This window comes from Stieleria sedimenti (genome assembly GCF_025060895.1).
GTDB classification, from domain to species: domain Bacteria; phylum Planctomycetota; class Planctomycetia; order Pirellulales; family Pirellulaceae; genus Stieleria; species Stieleria sedimenti.
Map to the genome: position 1 here is coordinate 87,215 of NZ_JANZKV010000012.1, position 20,546 is coordinate 107,760.

The window sequence follows — 20,546 nt, forward strand, 5'->3', positions numbered from 1 at the left end:
ATTAACCTGACAGTTTGAAGTAAACTTCTTCGATGGACGTGACGCCCTGTTGGGCGAGATCCAGTCCCATCGTGGCCAGATCCACCATCCCTTCGGAGCAGGCGATACTGCGGAGGGTGCTGCCGGGCATGCCGGATTCGATGGCATGCTCCAATTGAGGCGTCACGACCATGATTTCAAAGATCGGAGCACGGCCGGAGTATCCGGTGCCGCCACACTGTTCACAGCCGACCGCTTCAAAGAATTTGCCATTCAGATCCAGCCCCGTCGGGATGTCACGGCCTTGATAGATCAGCTCCACCAGTGACCGGTTGAGCTGACACTCGCGTTTGCAATGCTCACACAGTCGTCGCAACAGACGCTGTGCGATCGAGGCGACCAATGCCCCCGCGATTTTGAAGTTGTCGAGTCCCAAATCGCTCAGACGGGCAACCGTTCCGACCGCGTCATTGGTGTGCAGCGTGCTGATCAGCAAGTGCCCCGTCAGCGAAGCTTGGACGGCCGTCGTGGCGGTCTCGTGGTCGCGAATCTCGCCGACCAGAATCACATCCGGATCCTGTCTCATCAAGTACTTCAGTCCGTTGGCGAATCCCATACCGAATTCGTTGTTGGCATGAACTTGATTGATTCCCGGCAGTCGAAACTCGACGGGGTCTTCGATCGTGGAGATGTTTTTCGACGCCGAGTCCATGCTGCACAACATGGAATACATCGTCGTCGTTTTTCCGGACCCCGTCGGCCCGGTCATCACGATCATTCCGTGGGGCCGGTCGAGCAACTGTTTGACGGTTGCCAGTTGACGCTCTTGCATTCCGAGCAGCGAGAAATCGAAGGTCTTGCTCGATTCGTCGAGCACCCGCATGACGACTTTTTCGCCACGGACACAGGGGATGCAGCTGACTCGAAAACTGGCGCGGGTCTCTCCATCCTGGATGGTCAAGTTTCCGTCTTGGGGACGTCGTTTTTCCGCGGTGTCCAGATCCGCCAGCACTTTCACCCGTCCGACCAAGGCGTCTTCGGAGTCTCCCGGCACGGTCATGATCTGATGCAACTGACCGTCGATGCGATAGCGGACACGCATCTGCGGCGAGTCCGGTTCCAGGTGAATGTCGCTCGCTTCGGCTCGAACCGCCCCCATCAAAATCGCGTCGAGCAGACGTACCACCGGTGCGTCGCTGTCCTCCAAGTTCTCATCGCATTGAACCGTCTCGGAGCCGCGTTCGTCCAGCTCTTGAATGCGGATGTCGACTGCGGTTTGTTTCGCTTTGATCTTGTCGTCGAACGCCGATTCGAGCATCCGATCGATGTCCGCTTCCAGGCAGATCGCGGGTTCGACTTGATAGCCGGTCATCAACTCGATTTCACTGATCGCCTCCATGTCGCTTGGATTGACCATCCCGAGTCGCAACACTTTGTTTTGAAGCTGGACCGGAGCGACCTTGCGTCGACGTGCAAAGGACTCGGGCAGCAATCGAACCAATTGCCCGTGCGTGACGTGTTCGTCAAACCCGCAAAACGGCAATTCGTATTGTTCGGCGAGCGCCTTGCCCAACTGTTCCCGCGTGACCAAGCCGCGTCTGAGCAGAAAGACGCCCAGTTGCAATCGAGTTTGGCGTTGGTCGACCAACGCGGTCTGCAACTGTTGTTCGGTGATGACACCGTGTTCCAGCAAGATGTCTCCGATGCGACGAATTTTCACGCTGCTCATGTTCGTTCTGCTGGATCTCGGTGGGTCGCGATCGGTTCAGAAACAAGGTTCAGCAACGCCACCAATTTCGACTCCAGAACGACCGGATCGTAAGGCGAGATCACAAAGCTCTTCGCGCCGGCTTTGTAGGCATTTTCGACCTCGACCAGGTCGCCGCGGCTGGAGATGCAAATGATCGGAATATGGCTGGTGCATTCGTCCGATGCGATTTTCTCGACCCAGCGAATCCCTTCGCCCGTCTCCAGATCGAGATCGATCAAAACGGCATCTGGCAAGCCTTCGGCGAGCGCCTCGGTCATCTCGTCGCTACTGCTCACTCCCGTCGTCCGCATCCCGAGCAACTCGAGACGAAACACCGTGACCTCCAACACCGTTGGATGGGCGATGTAGACCAGGATTTTCTTTGCTTCTGAATTCATTGCAGGCAGGGAAGGACGCACTGACAGGGTGACACTGTCAAAACGCTAGGTTGCCGAAACCTTCGGTCAAACGCGGACCTGACAGTTGGCAAAGATCGCATAGAAGCCACTTGAGATCGCCCTCAAGCGAGGGAAAACCGTCAATTCGAAATCCCAGTCGGCCGCCGCATGCGGGCGTGTCACAGAGTGCGACAGAGAGAATCGTTTTGATCCATCGTCACGTCCCGTGCTGTGCTACCTATGCAACCCATCGCATCGCCCATCCCCCAGCGTCACATCACGTCAGCCATCGTTGTGGCTCTGATCTGCGTCTCAGGTTGCGGACCGGAGCGGCCTGCGGTGACGGCACAACCTGAAGCCGCTCTTCCGCTGACCGATGTCGAGTACCGCGTGTCGGTTTGGCCGGCGAACTCGGATGCCGATGCGCCGGCATCCACAAAAGAAGGTGTGACGGTGCAGCGAGGGGTGGATGAACCACCGGCGGAAATGGACCTTGACGAACGCGACGTCTCACCGATTCCCGATCACCTCAATTTCTTCCTGCCGCCGAAGACGGCGACCGTCAAAGTCGAGGTTGATACGCCGGAGCCGGAGATCGAGCAGTCGACGGTGCGGTTGATCGGATTTGTGACTTCGGATTCAGAGGATGAGCATGCCACGCTGGCGCTGCTGCGGGTCGGCGGAAAACTGATTCCGATTCAAGCGGGTGAGGAGTTTGACGGCATTTCATTGCTTTCGGCAGATATGAAAAACAGGTCCGTCGAAATCCGGCACCTGGATGAGTGCATGACGTTGGCGATGATGGACCAACCCATCGAAAACCCCGCGGTGCAAGGTCTCGCGGTCCAACCCGTTCGACGCCGCGCGGCACATCCCAAACCAACGACGCGTCACTCAGCGGCGCCCGACGAATTCCAAATATCGGATCCAGGATTTGCGACTCCGCCGGAGCCGGACCTGGGACTGGGGGCAATTCCCGATGGCATGGACCTCGAGCTTCCCGAGGAACTGCGGTTACCCGAGATGCCTGAATTGCCCGAGTTGGAGGGTTTGCCGGGCTTGCCCTGAGTCGACTGAGTCGCCAGCGAAATCAACCACACCACTCCACCGGCCAATTCCCGTGACGCACTGCATTCCACGTTGTCGACCACTGATCCTGATCGGGGCCCTCGCGCTGTTGCCGATCACGACGGCCCAGGCGACCAACTATTACGTCCGCACGACCGGCAACGACAGCAACCCGGGAACCCATCGCAACCAAGCGTTTCGCACCATCACCAAAGCGACTTCTGTCGCCGGACAGGGTGACGTTCTGTTCGTCGGTGCGGGAACCTATGAAGAAAACGTCGTGATCAAGGGTGGCGGAGGCGCGACATCCAAGGCCTGGTTGGTGCTGTACGCGGACCAGACGGGGACGTACACGGGCGACAAAGGATCGGTCGTCATCCGCCCCCAGGCCAAGACTTGGACGATTCGTGTCTTCAACACCGGAAACGTCTTGTTCTATGGGTTCGCCTTCGCACGCAATGCCGCGATCGAGGGCAGGAGCTACGGCAGTCTGGTCACCAATACGACCGGGCACGCGTACTATCTGAACTGCAGTTTCAACGATCTGACCTATGCGTTGCGTGATCTGGGCACGCATCAATTGCATGTCAGTGGATGCACGTTCGCCGGGGTGACGTACGGCGTCTACGCGACGGGGATTGAATCCGCCAACGTCAGCAACTGCCAATTCGCGGCGACGCAGTACGGATGCATCGGATACGACGGGAACTCACTGTCAGTGACCGGCACGCGTTTTTCGGATCGGATCAACGCCAGCGATGCACCGACGAAAACACGTGGCGTCTATGCGGTCCGCACGGGACTGTCGGTATCCCGTTGTGAGTTCAACGGCTGCACGGTCGGTGTTTATGGTACGGCACTAAAATCAGGCACCATCACCCGTAGCAACTTTCTGGACACGACGTCTTATGCCGCGCGTTGCGACGGCGAGTCGCTTTCGATGAGCCGCTGCACGATCAGGGGTGGCAACTATGGCGTCACGCTGGGCGACACGACCGGGAAATCAGCCGAGCTTTCTGATTTGCAAATCGAATCGACGCGTGTCGGCATCACCGCGCACCAAGGTGATTATGATTTCCGAAACGTCACGTTGCGCGGGAACCGATACGGCCTGTACCAACGGTCGGGAAACAAACGTTTGACGTTGTCGAAGAAGGATCGCATCGATTTCGTTGACAACGATTACGCCATCTATTCCAACCACGCCAAGGGAGAGGACGCCGAACTGATCCTGTCGGATGTGGACTTGAGCGGCAACAACCGTGGGCTGGTCAGCTATCGAACGCGTGTTTCGGTCGACAAATGCACGTTCGGCGGCGACAAGATGGGCGCCTACCTGTCGGACAACAAGTCGGCCACCATTTCCGACAGCACGTTCAACGGAAACCCCGCCGATGCGAACGCATGTACTTATGGGCTGTACGTCCGTTCGGACGACATCGAGGTCGAGAAGTGTCGTTTCGCAAACTCGCGATACGGTGTGATGGTCCACAACACCTCCGCAGCGGCTCCCGTTCTGAAGAAACTGACCTCGGAAGATCATACGGCCGCGGCGCTGTACATCCGTGGCGGCACTTGGACGTACGACGGGGCCGACAAGCACTCGTTTCGCAATTGTCCCCGCGGCGTGATTGCCAACACCGTCACGTGGTCGATTAATCAGGTGACCACGAGCGATTCCTGCAAGTACCCGATCACGGATTACTACGGGGATTGCACGGTCACCGACACGACCGCACAAGGAACGACCACCGGCTTCTATGCTTATCAGTCGCAAGCGGTCAACATCGACGGTTTGGCGGTGACGGCCTGCGGTTCCTACGGCGTGGTGCTGAACGATTGCGTGAACGTGCAAATCAACCGTTGTGTTGCCAATGGCAACGGTCACGGGATGTACGTCTACAGCAAACGAAACCTCCGCCCGGCAATCCGTAACTGCGAACTGTCCGGCAACACCGGATACGGGCTGCTGATGACGGGAGCAACGCTTGATCCGTCGTCCACCGCTAATCTCGAGCTCAACAACAACCGTTATGGCCTGCGGGTCAACAATCAACCGTTGACGCTGCTGCCGGCGATGAACGTCGCAATCACCGGAAACCAGTATGGCGTGCTGTGCCAGAAAGAGAAGCTGACCATGAAGGGCATCGAGCTTGCCGGCAACGAAATCGGCGCGTATTGCTCCCGCGGCAGCCTGTCGATCGCGGAATGTTCATTGACCGCGACGCGTTACGGTGTACTGGCTTACCTGGATGGTGGGTGCGATATCAGTGACTCCCGTTTCAACGACGCGGCCTACGGCATTTATCTGCGAGCCGTCGGAACGACGAATCTGCCGGTCCAGATCTCCAAAGCCGTCGTGACGGGGGCAACCGGCGCCGGGGTTTATGTCCGCGGCGATCCGGCGAACCCGTTGCCCGTGTCGATCCGCAACAGCAGCATTCGCAGCGGCCGACAGGGACTTGTGTTGAATCACACCCGTGCGACGGTGGACACGTTGTTTTTCGCCGACTTGTCCAGCACCGGCATTTACCAAGCAAGCGGATCGGGGACGATCCATGGCTGCTCGTTCGCGCGGCTGACGGGCAGTTGGGCGATCCTGGCCAGGGGCGACCGTTGTGATGTCTCTCAATCCACTATCCGTACGGGGCGATACGGAATCGCGTTGCAGACCGATCGGGGCGCGGTCACCAATACGGTTGTCGCGGGAACGGACTATGGGATCTACCTGCGGGCGACGGATGCGGACTATTCGATTGTGCACACGACCGTCGCCGCTGTGAAGTATTACGGATTGATTCGCTACGAAGGTTCGACCACGATCCGCAATTCGATTTTTGACGCGACGTACTTTGGCCTCTACAACGCCCGGCCCGGCGGCACGTTCGACCACCAGTACAATCTGGTTCATGGGTTGCGTCGCCCTTACGTCAACAGCTCCGTGGGAATCGGCGAGACCAACGACCCGCCGCTCTTTGCCGATCCAGCCACGGGCGATTTCCATCTCTCGATGGGCTCGCCGGCAATCAATTCCGGCACCGACTTGTCGGGCTTGGTTTCGATTGACCTGGATGGCAACGCCCGCCCGAGCTTTCAGGGTTTTGAGATGGGGGCGTATGAGTTCATGGAACCGAGCGGATCGATTCGCGTGTTGAAATGGGATGAAGTGGCGCGTTGAGGTTGCGTTGGGGACCGCGGGGCGTTGGGCGACCTATTTCAACACACCGATCGCCGCGAAAGTTGCCTTTCGCGGCGATCGGTAAATCGTTGTCGATCTGGTTGCGGAGGGTCTAGTTGTTCCGCAACAGTTCCTGAATCCCGTAGGTGAAGAACGTTCCCAGACCGAAGTTCAGCAGTTCTTCTTCGGGCTTGTACTGCAGGATCAGCGTGTCGCCGGCCTGGATGAGCGGTCGTGATTTGGGATCGTTGATGGCCTTGGTCAAGTCGATCTCGATCGCAACCTGTCCGTTGCAGTCGGTTTTTCGAAGGATGAACAGTCGGCCCGGTGGAATCGTCGCGATCTGTCCGCCGATGCCTCCGATTCCTCCTCCTCCTCCGCCGCGACCTACCGAGCCATAGACGCCTTGTCCGGCCAGAGCCATCGCTCCGAGTACGTCCAGGTCGTAGTCACGCGGCAAGGGGAATTGGCCTCCGGGTAGCAATCCGCCGGTGTAGAAGATTTCCGTTGCTCGCGATTCGATGTAAACGATGTCGCCGTCTTTCAGAGTGATTTGCTCTGGAGTCAAATTAGGCGATTCGCCCGGCGGAAGCCGCAACGGAATCTTTAAGATGTTCGGATCCTCGGGCAACTTCGGCAGGCAGGCACAGGGGTCAAGCAAGGCAGCCTGACGCTGGGCGCGAAATTTCTTCAAGAACGCTTCACGTGCCGCCTTATTCTCCTCGTTTGCACGAAGCACCTTGACTTGGTTTTTTGCGCTGAGGCCCGGCAATCCTCCGGTCTCAACCAAGGCGTGCAGGATGTCGTTCTGGTAGGCTCGCAGTTTGACGAGTCCGCCGGTCGCGCTGCGGTCGCTTCCGCCCAAGACGAACTGGGCTCCGACGCTCTGGTTCGTCAATCCTCCACTGCTTCCACCATCTTCGCGAACGACGATGACATCGATCGTCCGCTCTTTGATGACGGTCACGATGGGACGTGCTTTCTCGGGTCGCAGGATATCGTTATCGATGTAAGCATCGCGAATCGCGTCGCGGACCTGGTCGAGGGTTAAGCCATCGACGTTCAACGGTTCGATCAAGGGCAACGCGAGTGACCCGTCTTCTTGCACGGCGATCGGATATCCGATCGACGGCGGCAAGGTGCTTTCGGCGTCGGGGAAGTTGACCGGCGGCGGTTCCGGTGGAGCGTTGGGCGGATTGAAGGGCAGCACACCTTCGATGTAAACACCGAGGATGTCGTCTGGACCGATCAAGTATTCACGCGGCGGTTCGAGCGACAGCGCCGAGATGTCCACCGGTACAAGATCGTTCTTGGGTTCGGCGAAGTACTGTTGCGGCAGCCGAGCGGCGGGCACACCATCGATCGGCTGTGTCAACGCAGAGCATCCAGTCAGCGAGCCCGCCATCAGCACGGCCGCAGCCGCCTTGGCACTGAGACACCGAAGGCCAGTGCGAAGGGATCCGAGCAGACCGCCGCGGCAGACTCGGCGGTCGCCGAAGTCACGCCCGTCGGTCCGTGACTGAACTGGCCCCAAGTTAGTAATACTATTATTCATCCCTGCACTCGTCACTGTAGGTTTTCAGCGTGGATTGAAGCGACCACTGGCTGCTGCTATTCAAACTTAAATGGAATCTCGTCCGAGTCGGCATTGGCCGTCTCGACGATCGCGTCAGCTTGGTGGGACGGCCCTGATTGAGTTTGTGAAGCATTTGTTTCCAAAGCGGCGTCACTTGAAGGGGTGGGCATTTCGATCGAACCGAAAATCCCTTCGATCGCATCTTCACCCAGGGAACCGGTCGGCCGACCGACGTCTTCCAGGGTGTAGGTGGGTGCCGATTGACGCGGCACCAGGGTCGCCGCATCGACGAGGCTGTCCACCTCGCCGTCGGGGCCCGGCCGATCGGAATTCGATTTCAACGCCGCGTCATCTCCGATCGCTGGGACACGGAACGTGTCCGTATCGAGATCCGGTTCGCCGAGCTCGATTGCCGGTGGTGCCAGCAATTCGGCCGGCAACGACTCGATGGGCGTTGTCGTCTCAATGATACGCGTCGATCCCGGGACAACGATCTCCGGAGGGACCGGTTTTCCATCAGGGCCGAGCACGGGCGCGGCCTCCTCGGGCATCGTGTTGGCATCAGCCGCTGGCGGCTGATGGGCCACCATCGGGGCTCGGCCCCAATACCCAACGCCGTCCTGTTCGGCCGCCTTGACTCCCATCGGATACCCGGCGAACCAGGCGTCGATCGCGGCCTGTCCACCGGGGGACTGGTATTTCCACCCCCAGTATTGGCTCGGCGCGACACAGGGGAGGCAGCCGTCGGAACCACTGGCCACGTCGGCGTAGCCTTCCAGGAAACCTGCTTTGAACTCATTCAGGTGTGGGCGGTTTCTGTAGAGGTGTTTCTCTCGCAACCAGGCCTTTGTGGCAAAGACCTTGTTGCGATGGGCGAGCATGAACTCGTCCAGGTACTCCGCTTTGCGTACCTGTCGATACGCGTTGGAGACCAACGAACATCCCGAGGCGCCGGCGAGCATGAAAGCTGCGGTCCCGGCAATGACAAACGATCGCAGCCGGCGCCGGGCCGTCCTGCGACGCTTCGGTCGTGCGCCGCGATCGCAGGTCGATTGCGGTGGTGTTTCGGAGTTGTGTCCCGACGGAATCGGGTGGTGTTCGGGTGCGCTGGCCGCACGTGTTGAACGAATCGCCATTTGGCCCCCCTTGGCTGCTGGCGGAATTCGAAATTGGGTCAAGCATTTCGGGCAGCTCACCGGTTCATGGCGTACCGTCCTAGGGGTGTTTATCGCCGTAACGGTCGAAAGGATTTAGCCAAAACTGACGGAAACGTCAGCTGTAGGGGTTCTATCGCCTTTGTGGACCGTTCTTTTAGTGATGAATCCACCGCCCGGGAGGGGATATCCGGGCGGGCTTTCCCTCCGATCGTTGCAAAGAACACCCAAAATGAAGATTCAACGCATTCTCCAAAGCGGGTTCCGTTTTACACTGAGGGCTTCTGTAATCGTCGGGTAAACTGTGATGACCAACACGTTTTCCTCTCGGGGGGAACGAGTCAGACGGTCAGTTTCGACGTTTCGACTTTTTTAGCCGCATGATAAGACACCAATGATTTGGTTGACCCTGGTTTCGCTCCTTTGTTCCATCCTTGCTGCGACAGTACTGGTCCCGGTCGTTCGTTTGATGGCCCGCCGCGTCGGAATGGTGGATGCGCCCGACGACGAGCGCAAGCTCCACCGAGAGCCCATCGCGCTGTGTGGCGGAGTGGCGGTGTTTGGCTCCCTGTTGGTGGGATTCGTCAGCACGATCCTTTATGACCGGTCCTTCGGCGACTTTGACTTGGGATACGTTTCGGCGCGTTGGTACGGGTTGGTGTTCGCCGCCTTCGCGATCCTGGTGGTGGGATTGATCGACGATGCCTGGGTGATGCGCGGACGCCAAAAGCTGCTGCTGCAGATACTGATCATTTCCGCACTCGTAGGCAGCGGCACGGTGGTCGACAAGATCGGCCTGATGGGCTTTGAAATCTACCTGGGCTCGCTCGCCTTTCCCGTCACCGTGCTGTGGTTGCTGGTTGCCGTCAATGCGCTCAACCTGATTGATGGTGCCGACGGAGTGGCGACCACCGCCGGATGTTTCATCAGTCTGGGACTGGCGGTACTCAGCTGGGAACACGGCACGCCGCTGGGATGCATTTTTTCCTTTTGCTTGGCGGGCAGTTTGATCGGGTTCCTGTTTTTCAACAAACCTCCGGCGACCATCTTTCTTGGCGACGCCGGCAGCATGGTCATCGGCTTGCTAGTCGGGGTCCTTTCGGTGTGGGGCAGCGTCAAGGGTTCCACGTTGTTGGCATCGGCGCCGGTCGCCATCCTGGCTGTACCGCTGTTTGACTCCGCCGCCGCCATTGCCCGCCGCTGGCTGACCGGTAGAAGTATTTACGCGACCGATCGCGCCCACCTGCACCACCTGCTGCAGAAGAAATACGGGCATTTCGGCATGCTGTTCATCGTCGCCGGCCTCTGCACCTTGACCACGGTGCTGGCGATCGCATCGGCCCACTATGCCATGCCTTGGTTGGCGTTGCTCGGGATGATCCTTGCCGGCACGTTCCTCGTGGTGACGCGTTCTTTCGGGCACGCGGAATGTCAGCTGTTGATGATGAAAGCTTCTCACATGACGCGATCGTTTTTTATCACGCCGCGGCAATCTTCGCTCGAAAAGAATCACCGTTGTTTGCCGCTGCAAGGTAGCGGCGATTGGAACCTGATCTGGGAGCCGCTTGTCGATTTTGCCCAGATCCACAGCCTTGCAAAGATCAGCATTGATCTCAATTTGTCGTGGCTGCACGAAGGTTATCACGCCAGTTGGTCAGACGTTCGGATGCCCGATCGAGACAAGCAGGTGCAAGTCCGATGGCCGATCGTGATCACGGCCGGACGCAACCAAAACACCGTGAATATCGGCACGCTTCACGTCGTCGCCTCCGCCACGTCGCCGAGAATTCACGAACGAATCGCGGATTTGAGTTTGAGGTTGATGGACCTTGAGCCGCAGATTCAGTTGATCATCGCCGAACTGGAACGGCAACACGCCGCACCCGCCGACGTTCGAGTGGCCGGAATCGTGCCGGCACCTCGATATGTAGGCATCGAGCGCAGGGCGGAACCAACGCCGCTTGTGCCCAGCCGTCACTGATCTCTCGCCATCGTCGAACCGGCCATCGTTGAACCGGCCATCGTCGAACCGGATCGTGGACTCGATCGTCACACCAGAGCGTCGACGAAAACCGCGTAGGGTATCTCTGCCCCCGTCCTTCTCCATTTCCCCGGTGTCTGGGACAATCGCGAAGAAGGGGACGGCCGAATCTCTCACCTCAGTTGGGGGGCGTTCCCGCACGATCGGCACAGCAATCAAAAGCGTTTCGCTACACATCGAAGGCGGGATTGAATGGGTTCGGCGGTCGGGTTGCTCATTGAAGTCTGGCTGTTACGCCGACACAATTTGTAGCCGATAGGCAAAACAAGCCGACTAAGCAAACGTGTCGTTGTGGATCGGCCCAAAACGTGATTGAACAAAGGTCGGGGAATCACACGCTACCCCCATCCAAGGGCTGCGTGCCACCCACGTGGACGAAGTCCGCGCTAATCGCAGTGCCCCTTCACTTAACAATCTCCGCCACCTCGTTCAAACTACGTCCCTCGCATTTCCAATCCACCCGCCCTACACATCACCGGGGGTGATCTCAATGCCAATCCTTGCGAAAGAACCCGATCGATTTCCAAACGATCTGCTCGCGTCCGAACAAGCGAAACTCTCTCGCTGGTGGTTGCTTTACACCAAGTCGCGTCAAGAAAAGCAATTGATGCGTCAGCTCCGCGAGTTGCAGGTTCCGCACTACGGTCCCCAGATCGAGCAACGGAGACGCTCTCCCAACGGCCGCATCCGAACGAGCTACGTGCCGCTGTTCAACAACTATGTATTTCTCTGTGGCGGTGATGAATCACGCTATCAGTCGATTTGTACCGGTTGTGTCCAAAAGGCGACCGAGATCACGGATGTGGAGCCGCTGATCTACGATTTGACTCAGATCAGCGAACTGGTCGACATCGGCGTCCCGCTTTCGGTCGAAGGTCGGTTGCAGCCGGGGCAGCAGGTTCGCGTCAAGAACGGTTCCTTCGCTGGGTTCGAAGGAGTGGTGATCCGCCGCGATCAAGAGACTCGACTGTTGGTTTCGGTCCGCTTCATGGACCAAGGCGTCAGTGTCAAACTGGACGACTGCCAATTGGAACCACTCGGTAGTGCCCCCGAACCCCAAGGCAGCGACGCGTGAACTCTGCTTTTGGTCACTGACTCTCCTTTCGCGATGGACAAACGATGACAACAACGATCGATCCCGTTTCTAAGATTTGCTGCATCGGAGCCGGATATGTGGGCGGCCCCACGATGGCAATGATTGCGCACAAGTGCCCTCACATTGACGTCAAAGTCGTCGACATCAACGCCGATCGGATCGCGCAGTGGAATTCAGACCGTCTGCCGATCTACGAACCGGGCTTGGACGAAATCGTTCAATCCAGCCGCGGCAAGAACCTGACGTTTACGACCGAGATCGATCAGGCGATTCGCGCCGCCGACATGGTGTTCATTTCGGTCAACACACCGACCAAGACGTTTGGTGTCGGTGCCGGGCGAGCGGCGAATCTGGAGTTTGTCGAGAAATGCGCGCGACGTATCGCCGAGGTTTCCGAGGGCCACAAGATCGTGGTCGAAAAATCGACGTTGCCGGTGCGTACCGCCGAAGCGGTCAAACGGATCCTGTCCAACACGGCCAACAACGCGACCTTCGACGTTTTGAGCAATCCAGAATTTCTGGCCGAGGGGACGGCCATCGAAGACTTGCTGGAACCCGATCGAGTGCTCATCGGGGGGGAACGTCCCGAATCGATCGAAGCACTTGTCGACATCTACGCCAACTGGGTTCCACGCGCCCGCTTGCTGACGACGAACTTGTGGAGCAGCGAACTTTCGAAGCTGACGGCCAATGCGTTTCTCGCCCAACGCGTCTCGTCCATCAACGCCATCAGCGCCCTGTGCGAAGCCACCGGGGCGGACGTCGATGAAGTGGCCGCCGCGATCGGAACCGATTCTCGCATCGGACCCAAGTTTCTCAAAGCCTCGGTCGGGTTCGGGGGCAGCTGTTTTCAGAAGGACATCCTGAATCTGGTCTACCTGTGCGAGTACTTCGGTCTTCCCGAAGTCGCAGCCTACTGGGAACAAGTCGTTCGGATGAACGATTACCAAAAACAACGCTTCGTCACGCGAATGGTTCGGACGATGTTCAACACCGTCTCGGACAAGAAGATCGGCATTTGGGGATTCGCCTTCAAGAAAGACACCAACGACACACGTGAATCGGCATCCATCTATGTCTGCCGCGATCTGTTGTTGGAAAAGGCCCGTCTTTGCATCTACGACCCGCAAGTCAGCGAGCATCAAATCCTGAACGATTTGGAATACGTGTTTACCGAGGGCGACAACAAAATCAGTGAAGCCAAACGCGAACTGATCGAAAAGCACGTGACATTCGCCTCGAGCGCTCAAGAAGCCTCCAGCGACGCCCACGCGATCGCCATCTTGACCGAATGGGACGAATTCGCGGATGCCGATTTCGACGCGATCTATTCAACCATGAAAAAGCCGGCGTTCGTGTTCGACGGCCGCAACCGACTGAAAGACCTGGCGCTCAAGGCCAAGGGATTCGAGTACCACGGGATCGGATTCTAAACATTTCGATCCGATCAGTACCTCTGCCGCGAAAGTCACCCCGGCTTTCGTTTTCGACTTGATGACCTTTCGCACACCGAAGTCGTAGCGGCTTCGCGAATTGACCTAACGCAATCGTTTCAGCCAATGACTTCGGAACAACTCCCCAAGGGACGAATCTATGTCGCCGGTCATCGTGGGATGGTGGGCGCCGCCGTCGTTCGTCATTTGCAACAACTTGGCATCGGTGACGATGACCTGATCACCCGCGACCGGAGCGAATTGGATCTGATCCGGCAAGCGGATGTCGAGTCATTCTTCGACGCCGAGCGACCCGACGTGGTTGTGTTTGCGGCGGCCAAGGTTGGAGGCATTCACGCCAACAACACGTATCCGGCCGAATTCATCTATGACAACTTGATGATGGCGGCCAACGCGATTCACGCCGCGTATCGGTTTGGCACCGGCAGATTTCTGTTCCTCGGCAGCACATGCATTTACCCTCGCATGGCTCCCCAGCCGATGCCGGAAGACTGCCTGCTGACGGGGCCCTTGGAATCGACCAACGAAGCGTATGCGTTGGCGAAGATCAGCGGATTGAAACTGTGCGAGCACTACCGAACGCAGTACGGTGTCAAGTTTCATTCCGCGATGCCGACAAATCTTTACGGCCCCGGCGACAATTATCATCCCGAAAACTCACACGTGATGCCGGCGATGATTCGTCGTTTTCACGAAGCGGTGCGCGACGGTTTGGATGAGGTGGTGGTCTGGGGGACTGGCACGCCAAGACGCGAATTTCTGCACGTCGATGATCTGGCCCGCGGGCTGATTCATCTGGTCAATCTGGAGCAACCGCCAAATCTGGTCAATGTCGGCACCGGAACCGACATTTCGATCCGGGAATTGGCCGAATTGATTGCCGAAACAACCGGATTCGACGGTAAAATCTCTCAGGATACCTCCAAGCCCGACGGCACGCCGGTCAAACGCACCAACATCGATTTGATCAAATCAACGGGTTGGCAGCCACGCATTGGTCTGGAAACCGGCGTCCGAAAAACCTACGAAGACTTTTTACGTGCGAGCCAATCCGGCGCGCTGCGGGCAGTCTGAGCTGTCCGGCGGCACTAGCGTGACGCGCCCCGCCGTACCCAAAACCCACACATTCTTGCTATCAATTCGACGGCGAAACGAACCATGAGCAACGCATCAGGCAATTCAAAGACCGCACTGATCACAGGAATCACCGGCCAAGACGGCTCGTACTTGGCCGAGTTGTTGTTGGAGGAAGGCTATGTGGTCCATGGCATCGTCCGCCGCAGCAGCACGTTCAATACCGATCGGATCGAGCACATTTACACCGATCCACACAACGCCGACGCGCGGTTGTTTCTGCACTATGGTGATCTGACCGACGGACAGAATCTGACCAATCTCGTTCTCAACATTGAGCCCGACGAGATTTACAACCTGGGTGCCCAGTCACACGTCCGCGTCTCGTTCGACAGCCCGGTCTATACCGTCCAGACGACGGCCGTCGGCGCGTTGAACGTGCTCGAAGCTGCCCGCCAGCTGAACCGCAAAAAGCCGACTCGGGTGTACCAGGCATCCAGCAGCGAAATGTTCGGCGATGTGTTGGAGACGCCGCAGACGGAAAAGACTCCGTTTCAACCGCAAAGCCCTTACGCCTGTGCCAAGGTTTACGCGTTCCACCAGACGGTCAACTACCGCCACGCTTACGACCTGTTTGCCTGCAACGGGATTCTATTCAACCACGAGTCGCCTCGTCGTGGAGAAACGTTTGTGACGCGGAAGATCACGCGTGCGGCGACGCGGATCAAGCTGGGGCTGCAAGACAAACTGTACTTGGGCAACTTGGACGCCAAGCGGGATTGGGGCTATGCCAAGGATTATGTGCGTGGGATGTGGCTGATGCTGCAGCACGACACACCCGACGACTATGTGTTGGCGACGGGCGAAACGTACACGATCCGTCAGTTCCTCGATTACACCTTCGAACACCTCGAGCTGGACTGGAAAGACTACGTCGAGACCGACCCGCGTTATTTCCGTCCAACCGAAGTGGACCTACTGCTCGGCGACTACAGCAAAGCCAAAAACGTGCTCGGTTGGGAACCCGAAACCAGCTGCAAAGAACTCGCCAAACTGATGGTCGACCACGATTTGGAATTGGCGAGAAACGAAGCGGTGCGTCGCGCCACTTCGTGAACTCGTCTCCGAACCATCCTTGGAACGATGCGGCCTTTCGGTTGGTCAGCGACCGCATTGGCGGCGTCACCTTGCAACGTGGGTGAACGTGGGATGCTGAGCGTCCTTGCAGTGCTGCTCGCATTGATCCCTGTCGTGGTCAGTTTTGACTTCGGCGGGCACCTTGCGTGGACACAGTATTGCTCGGCCCTCGCGATTGTGACACTCACGGTCGCGTTTCTGGCTCTCTTGGCGGCCGGTAGATTGATCGGGGCCCGATGTCCAGGTGGTAAAGAGAGTTCCAGCGTTCGTCAACGCCCGTCGTACGCTCTGCTTTATCTTGCCTCCGTGTGGGTTGCACTGCTTTATTGCCAAACCGTTCCGCTGTCTGACAATACAGTGGCTTGGGCCAGCGGTGGTTCCTACGATGCCTACACCCACTGGCTAGACGCTCCGCTATCGATCACTGGACCGGCGGACCGAACCAACGCTCCGATCTCCATCATTGTGTCTCAGACCCGGCATGCGGTTGCATTTTTGGTGATGCTGTTGCCGCTGATGTGGATGGCGATTGAATTGGTCCGAACTCGACGACTCGCGCAATTAATTCTGGTCGTCATCGCCATCGGCACGTCGCTGCACGCCGTCTATGGAATGGCGTGTATTCTATTTCCTGCGATCACAGGTCTTACCGCTGGCCACGGTTTTGGAGGTTTCATCAATCGAAACAATGCTGCTTTGTTCATGAACCTTGGACTCGCGGCCAGTTTGGGACTGGCCCTTGAACATCATGCGGAACGATGCCGAGGGAATTTTGGGCCGACCTCGCTGACGGCGATCGACTGGGCGACGGATCCTAAAAGCTGGATGGTTTTTGGCTGCGTGACGCTGAACTTGGTCGGTATCATGGCGAGTGGATCTCGTGGGGGCGTTCTGGCGATGGCACTCGCACTCGCGATCGCGATCGGGTTTCGCGCGCGTTTGCGAAGTTTCGCTGTCACCCTGGCGATGATGGTGATTCCGATGACGATTGTGGTCATCGTCGTTCTCACTCCCGACGTCGGCTTCAATGCAATCCGCCGTGCTACCGATGCGTCTTCGGGCAATTCCATTGAGCACGCGCTTAGTAATGCACGTGTCAGCCATTGGTGGGATGGATTGCGAGCGTCACTGGAGTATCTGCCAATGGGGAGCGGATTGGGAACCTACGGGTTCGCCTACTTGCCGTTTCAGTCTTCCGGTGGCGACCTGTGGTTTCAACACGCCGATAACCTTTGGCTTGAAGTCTTCGTCGAGCAGGGCGTCATCGGCCTGTTGTTCGTCGTTGCCATCATGCTGATGGTTTCAAACGCTTGTCGTCGGCTGCAATCGTCCCAGGATGAGTCTGATCAAGCGATTGGTACGATGGGGCTGTACGTCCTGGTCGCAACGGCGATCAGTCAATGCCTCGATTTTGGTTTGATCCTGTCGGCCAATGCCTATCTGTTTGCGATCCTTGCATCCATCGTCGTGACTCGATCCGTACTGGTGTCGATTCGAAATGCTCAAAGCGGCATTGGACGCACCAATACGACTCGCAAACCCGTCACCGACCGTAAGGTTGTCTGGGGGCTTGTACTGGCAGTGCTCAGTCTGCTCTCACTGCCCGTGTTGCACAGCGACGCGGCGTCGGAGTCGGTAGCGCAGCGGTCGCAGATCGAATTTGATTTGATCAAGCTGGAGATTGACCAACTCCGTTCATCCGATGATCGTATTGCGGCCCAAGTCGAAGAGAACCCCACCGCTGCATTGTTGTACCAGCAATGCCGAACGCGATTTCAGATCGCCCGTCTGCGAGAAATAGAGAGTCTCGCTCCGGAATCGGAACTTGAGTTTGCTGAAGCCTACGCGGCGACACGACGCGGAAAGCGAACCGTGCCCTCGCTCGCGCCTGACATTCGCGATGACTATCTGGCCGCTGTCGATAGTGCGGTCCAACTCGCATCACTGAACCCGCTGTCGATCAACGCCAGGGCGGAATTGATTTATCTTCATTTCGCCCACGGTGATGAAGCTGCGACGCGTCAGATGATTGGTCAACTTGGCAGGCTGCAAAACCGTAATCCGAGACAATTGATTCGGCTCGCTGAAATCGCTGCCGACCACCAAGATGCACCTTTCGTCGAGTTCGCTTGTCGGACGGCATCGAATCTCCGCATTCAGACCGCTCCGCAAGCCATCGACATTGCATTGCGATGCAAGGACGCCTCCTTGGACCAAGCCGTTGCATCGTCAGCGGCGGCACGACGGAGGGCTATCGCACATGCTTTGTCTCTCTATGACAGTTTGAGCGACGCGCAAACACGTGATGGATCGCAACAAGGTACCAGGGACCGACTGGCCGATTTTATGAAGCAATCGTTGCCCTTGCTGCAATGCGATGAGGGCCAGGTGCGAGTGGAAAAGGCATCATGCCTGCGGTTGACCGGACTTGTCGCGATTTCATTAGGCGATACCGACATCGGCTTGGATCGGCTACAGCAATCGACACGTGTTGCACCGGAAAACAAAGCGTTCTTACTCGATTACATTTCGCAATTGCGTCAGGTCGGACGGTCGGCTGATGCCAAGCTGGAAGCAAGCCGAGGTCGTGAACTGTTTCCAGAGGACTCCCGTTTCCAGCGATTATTTGAGCTCATTCGCTCCATCGAATCCGAACGATTGGTGCCGCAATCCAGGACTGAACACGGCGTTTGAGATGGCCGACGATCAATGACATTGCCCGAATGCAGCCGTATCACCGGGGGGCCCACCGACGTGGCTTATCAAGCCAAGGTCCTCGACAAGTACGAGATTCAATACTTCAGATGTCGAGAAACCGGGTTCATCCAAACGGAAACTCCTTACTGGCTTGACGAAGCGTACCAAGACGCGATTACAGCCCAAGACAGCGGGTTGCTGCAACGATGCATCACGTACGCCGACATCATGACCTTGCTGATCAAAGCCAATTTTCAGTCGCAGGATCGCTATCTCGATTTCGGCGGAGGATACGGGGTGTTCACACGGTTGATGCGAGACCGCGGATTGAACTACTTTCACTGTGATCCCCATTGCCAAAACCTCTTTGCGAAGGAGTTTGAGGTTCAAGTCGAAGAACCGGGAAAGTACAGGCTCGTGACGGCCTTCGAAGTGTTTGAGCACTTGGTTGACCCAGCCAAACAATTGAAGCAGCTTCTGGAGCTTGCCGACACCGTCGTTTTCTCGACACTGATTGTTCCCGAGCCACCGCCCAAAGATGTCGATGAATGGTGGTATTTCCTTCCCCAAAGTGGGCAGCATGTCTCGCTCTACACGGTCAAATCGCTAGATCATCTGGCCGGTAGCCACGGGGCCACGCTTTACACGAATGGAAAGAACCTGCATTGCATCTCCAGGCGACCGATCGACTTTTCGATCGCCGGCGACAATTTGTGGGCGAAACTGCGTCGTCGTCTACATCGCGTTTTTAGCCACCGCTAGCCCAACTTGCTTGGCGCGACCCCTCGCCGTCTAGCGACGATATTCGCCGACGCAAATCCTCTTCCACCACGGCACATTGAAGCGACTACTCGTTACCGGAAGCGTTTTTTCGACCCAGCAATTCGGGGGCGTCTCACGTTATTTGGTCGAACTGGCACGCGGTGTCGAAGCCTCGTCGGACTGGAACGCGCGCGTCGCGGCACCGCTATACGTCAACCACTACTTGCGCGAATACCGATCGCCGCTGCATCATCGCGGGATCTACTTTCGCCATCGCAAACGTGGACTTTCTCGTCTAAACGATTTCATCGTCAAGACGCTGATGCCGTCGTCGTTGAACAATGCGGACGTGGTTCACGAAGGTTTTTTTGACGCTTCGACACTGCGTCAGGCTCGAGGCGCGCGAATCGCAACCGTTTACGACATGATCAGCGAGCGTTTCTTCCCCAGCGAATCGTCGCTGAGAAAAAAACAGCAAACCGCAGATGCCGCGGACCAACTGGTCGCCATCTCGGAAGCGACGAAGAACGATGTTTGCCACTATTTGGATGTTGCGCCAGAAAAAGTGCGAGTGATTCATCTTGCGGCGAACATGAGACCGAACACCGCCAAATCGAAACTCCTCCCCGACCGTCCGTACTTTTTGTGGGTGGGCACTCGGGAGGGTTACAAGAATTTTGGGTCGTTGATTAAATCACTAGGGAAATCGAAGCGATTCCGTTCTGACTTCGTTTTGGTTTGCGCCGGAGGACCGCCGCTGTCCCAGCAAGAGCGGCAAACCTGGCATGATGCGGGGCTGGACGAGCGTTCCGTGTTGCATTGCAGACCACAAGAGCACGAACTGGCCTCTCTGTATTGTCACGCAGAATCGCTGGTCTATGTTTCGCAATTCGAAGGGTTTGGCATTCCACCATTAGAAGCAATGCAATGCGACTGCCCGGTCATCGCGTCGAATCGCAGTTCAATCCCTGAAGTCGTCGGTCAAGCAGCTGAACTAGTGAACCCCGACGACACCGAGTGTATTGCTGATGCAATCGATCGAGTGATTGAGCAACCCAGCTTGGTCGAGCAGCTCAAAGACAAAGGGCGTCTGCAAGCATCGCGTTTTACCTGGGAAAAGTGCGTGGCACAGCATCTCGGGCTCTATCAAGAAGCAATGCAGCAGCGTGGAGGACTCTGAGG

Annotated in this window: 14 protein-coding genes; 10 read left to right on the forward strand and 4 right to left on the reverse strand. The window is 57.4% G+C overall.

Going from position 1 to position 20,546, the window contains the following annotated elements:
- Position 1 precedes the first annotated feature (1 nt).
- The gene (locus tag NZK35_RS02085; protein ID WP_259630942.1) at positions 2-1,708 is read right to left on the reverse strand and encodes a GspE/PulE family protein; all 1,707 of its coding nucleotides are present in this window, start codon (positions 1,706-1,708) and stop codon (positions 2-4) included.
- Positions 1,705-2,127, reverse strand: a complete 423-nt coding sequence (locus tag NZK35_RS02090; RefSeq protein ID WP_259630943.1) for a response regulator — start codon at positions 2,125-2,127, stop codon at positions 1,705-1,707. The genes NZK35_RS02085 and NZK35_RS02090 overlap by 4 nt, the downstream gene beginning before the upstream one ends.
- A 339-nt stretch (positions 2,128-2,466) precedes the next feature.
- On the opposite strand from NZK35_RS02090, the gene NZK35_RS02095 reads away from it, so the two are divergent.
- Positions 2,467-3,195: a hypothetical protein gene (locus NZK35_RS02095; RefSeq protein WP_259630944.1), complete on the forward strand. Its 729-nt coding sequence runs from the start codon at positions 2,467-2,469 to the stop codon at positions 3,193-3,195.
- A 52-nt stretch (positions 3,196-3,247) separates the two neighbouring features.
- A complete protein-coding gene (locus NZK35_RS02100) occupies positions 3,248-6,373 on the forward strand; it encodes a right-handed parallel beta-helix repeat-containing protein (protein ID WP_259630945.1) in 3,126 nt (1,041 codons plus the stop codon).
- A gap of 112 nt (positions 6,374-6,485) precedes the next feature.
- Here NZK35_RS02100 and NZK35_RS02105 read toward each other — a convergent pair whose 3' ends face one another.
- Positions 6,486-7,928, reverse strand: a complete 1,443-nt coding sequence (locus NZK35_RS02105) for a polysaccharide biosynthesis/export family protein (protein ID WP_407699757.1) — start codon at positions 7,926-7,928, stop codon at positions 6,486-6,488.
- A gap of 56 nt (positions 7,929-7,984) precedes the next feature.
- Positions 7,985-9,085, reverse strand: a complete 1,101-nt coding sequence (locus tag NZK35_RS02110; protein WP_259630946.1) for a hypothetical protein — start codon at positions 9,083-9,085, stop codon at positions 7,985-7,987.
- Between the two features lie 412 nt (positions 9,086-9,497).
- Between NZK35_RS02110 and NZK35_RS02115 the strand changes: the two genes are divergently transcribed.
- From NZK35_RS02115 to NZK35_RS02150, 8 genes are all read left to right on the forward strand, one after another.
- Positions 9,498-11,084: an MraY family glycosyltransferase gene (locus NZK35_RS02115; RefSeq protein ID WP_259630947.1), complete on the forward strand. Its 1,587-nt coding sequence runs from the start codon at positions 9,498-9,500 to the stop codon at positions 11,082-11,084.
- Between the two features lie 550 nt (positions 11,085-11,634).
- The gene (gene nusG / locus NZK35_RS02120; protein ID WP_259630948.1) at positions 11,635-12,219 is read left to right on the forward strand and encodes a transcription termination/antitermination protein NusG; all 585 of its coding nucleotides are present in this window, start codon (positions 11,635-11,637) and stop codon (positions 12,217-12,219) included.
- A gap of 44 nt (positions 12,220-12,263) precedes the next feature.
- Complete coding sequence (locus NZK35_RS02125) at positions 12,264-13,673, forward strand: UDP-glucose 6-dehydrogenase (protein ID WP_259630949.1); 1,410 nt, start codon at positions 12,264-12,266, stop codon at positions 13,671-13,673.
- A gap of 126 nt (positions 13,674-13,799) precedes the next feature.
- Positions 13,800-14,768, forward strand: a complete 969-nt coding sequence (locus NZK35_RS02130) for a GDP-L-fucose synthase family protein (RefSeq protein ID WP_259630950.1) — start codon at positions 13,800-13,802, stop codon at positions 14,766-14,768.
- An 84-nt stretch (positions 14,769-14,852) separates the two neighbouring features.
- Entirely contained in the window at positions 14,853-15,884 is a 1,032-nt protein-coding gene (gmd, locus tag NZK35_RS02135) for a GDP-mannose 4,6-dehydratase (protein ID WP_259630951.1), read from the forward strand.
- A 93-nt stretch (positions 15,885-15,977) separates the two neighbouring features.
- Positions 15,978-18,599 (forward strand): O-antigen ligase family protein, encoded by a 2,622-nt coding sequence (locus NZK35_RS02140; protein ID WP_259630952.1) that lies wholly within the window; start codon positions 15,978-15,980, stop codon positions 18,597-18,599.
- Positions 18,600-18,614: 15 nt separating this feature from the next.
- Entirely contained in the window at positions 18,615-19,364 is a 750-nt protein-coding gene (locus NZK35_RS02145; RefSeq protein ID WP_259630953.1) for a class I SAM-dependent methyltransferase, read from the forward strand.
- A 76-nt stretch (positions 19,365-19,440) separates the two neighbouring features.
- A complete protein-coding gene (locus NZK35_RS02150; protein WP_259630954.1) occupies positions 19,441-20,544 on the forward strand; it encodes a glycosyltransferase family 4 protein in 1,104 nt (367 codons plus the stop codon).
- Positions 20,545-20,546: the final 2 nt, after the last annotated feature.

What these genes read in the sequence shown, in the direction of transcription:
- NZK35_RS02085 (WP_259630942.1), bottom strand. Translation starts at nt 1,708, where the DNA reads ATGAGCAGCGTGAAAATTCGTCGCATCGGAGACATCTTGCTGGAACAC.
- NZK35_RS02110 (WP_259630946.1), bottom strand. Translation starts at nt 9,085, where the DNA reads ATGGCGATTCGTTCAACACGTGCGGCCAGCGCACCCGAACACCACCCG.
- gmd (WP_259630951.1), top strand. Translation starts at nt 14,853, where the DNA reads ATGAGCAACGCATCAGGCAATTCAAAGACCGCACTGATCACAGGAATC.
- NZK35_RS02115 (WP_259630947.1), top strand. Translation starts at nt 9,498, where the DNA reads ATGATTTGGTTGACCCTGGTTTCGCTCCTTTGTTCCATCCTTGCTGCG.
- NZK35_RS02145 (WP_259630953.1), top strand. Translation starts at nt 18,615, where the DNA reads ATGACATTGCCCGAATGCAGCCGTATCACCGGGGGGCCCACCGACGTG.
- NZK35_RS02105 (WP_407699757.1), bottom strand. Translation starts at nt 7,928, where the DNA reads ATGAATAATAGTATTACTAACTTGGGGCCAGTTCAGTCACGGACCGAC.
- nusG (WP_259630948.1), top strand. Translation starts at nt 11,635, where the DNA reads ATGCCAATCCTTGCGAAAGAACCCGATCGATTTCCAAACGATCTGCTC.
- NZK35_RS02130 (WP_259630950.1), top strand. Translation starts at nt 13,800, where the DNA reads ATGACTTCGGAACAACTCCCCAAGGGACGAATCTATGTCGCCGGTCAT.
- NZK35_RS02090 (WP_259630943.1), bottom strand. Translation starts at nt 2,127, where the DNA reads ATGAATTCAGAAGCAAAGAAAATCCTGGTCTACATCGCCCATCCAACG.
- NZK35_RS02125 (WP_259630949.1), top strand. Translation starts at nt 12,264, where the DNA reads ATGACAACAACGATCGATCCCGTTTCTAAGATTTGCTGCATCGGAGCC.
- NZK35_RS02140 (WP_259630952.1), top strand. Translation starts at nt 15,978, where the DNA reads ATGCTGAGCGTCCTTGCAGTGCTGCTCGCATTGATCCCTGTCGTGGTC.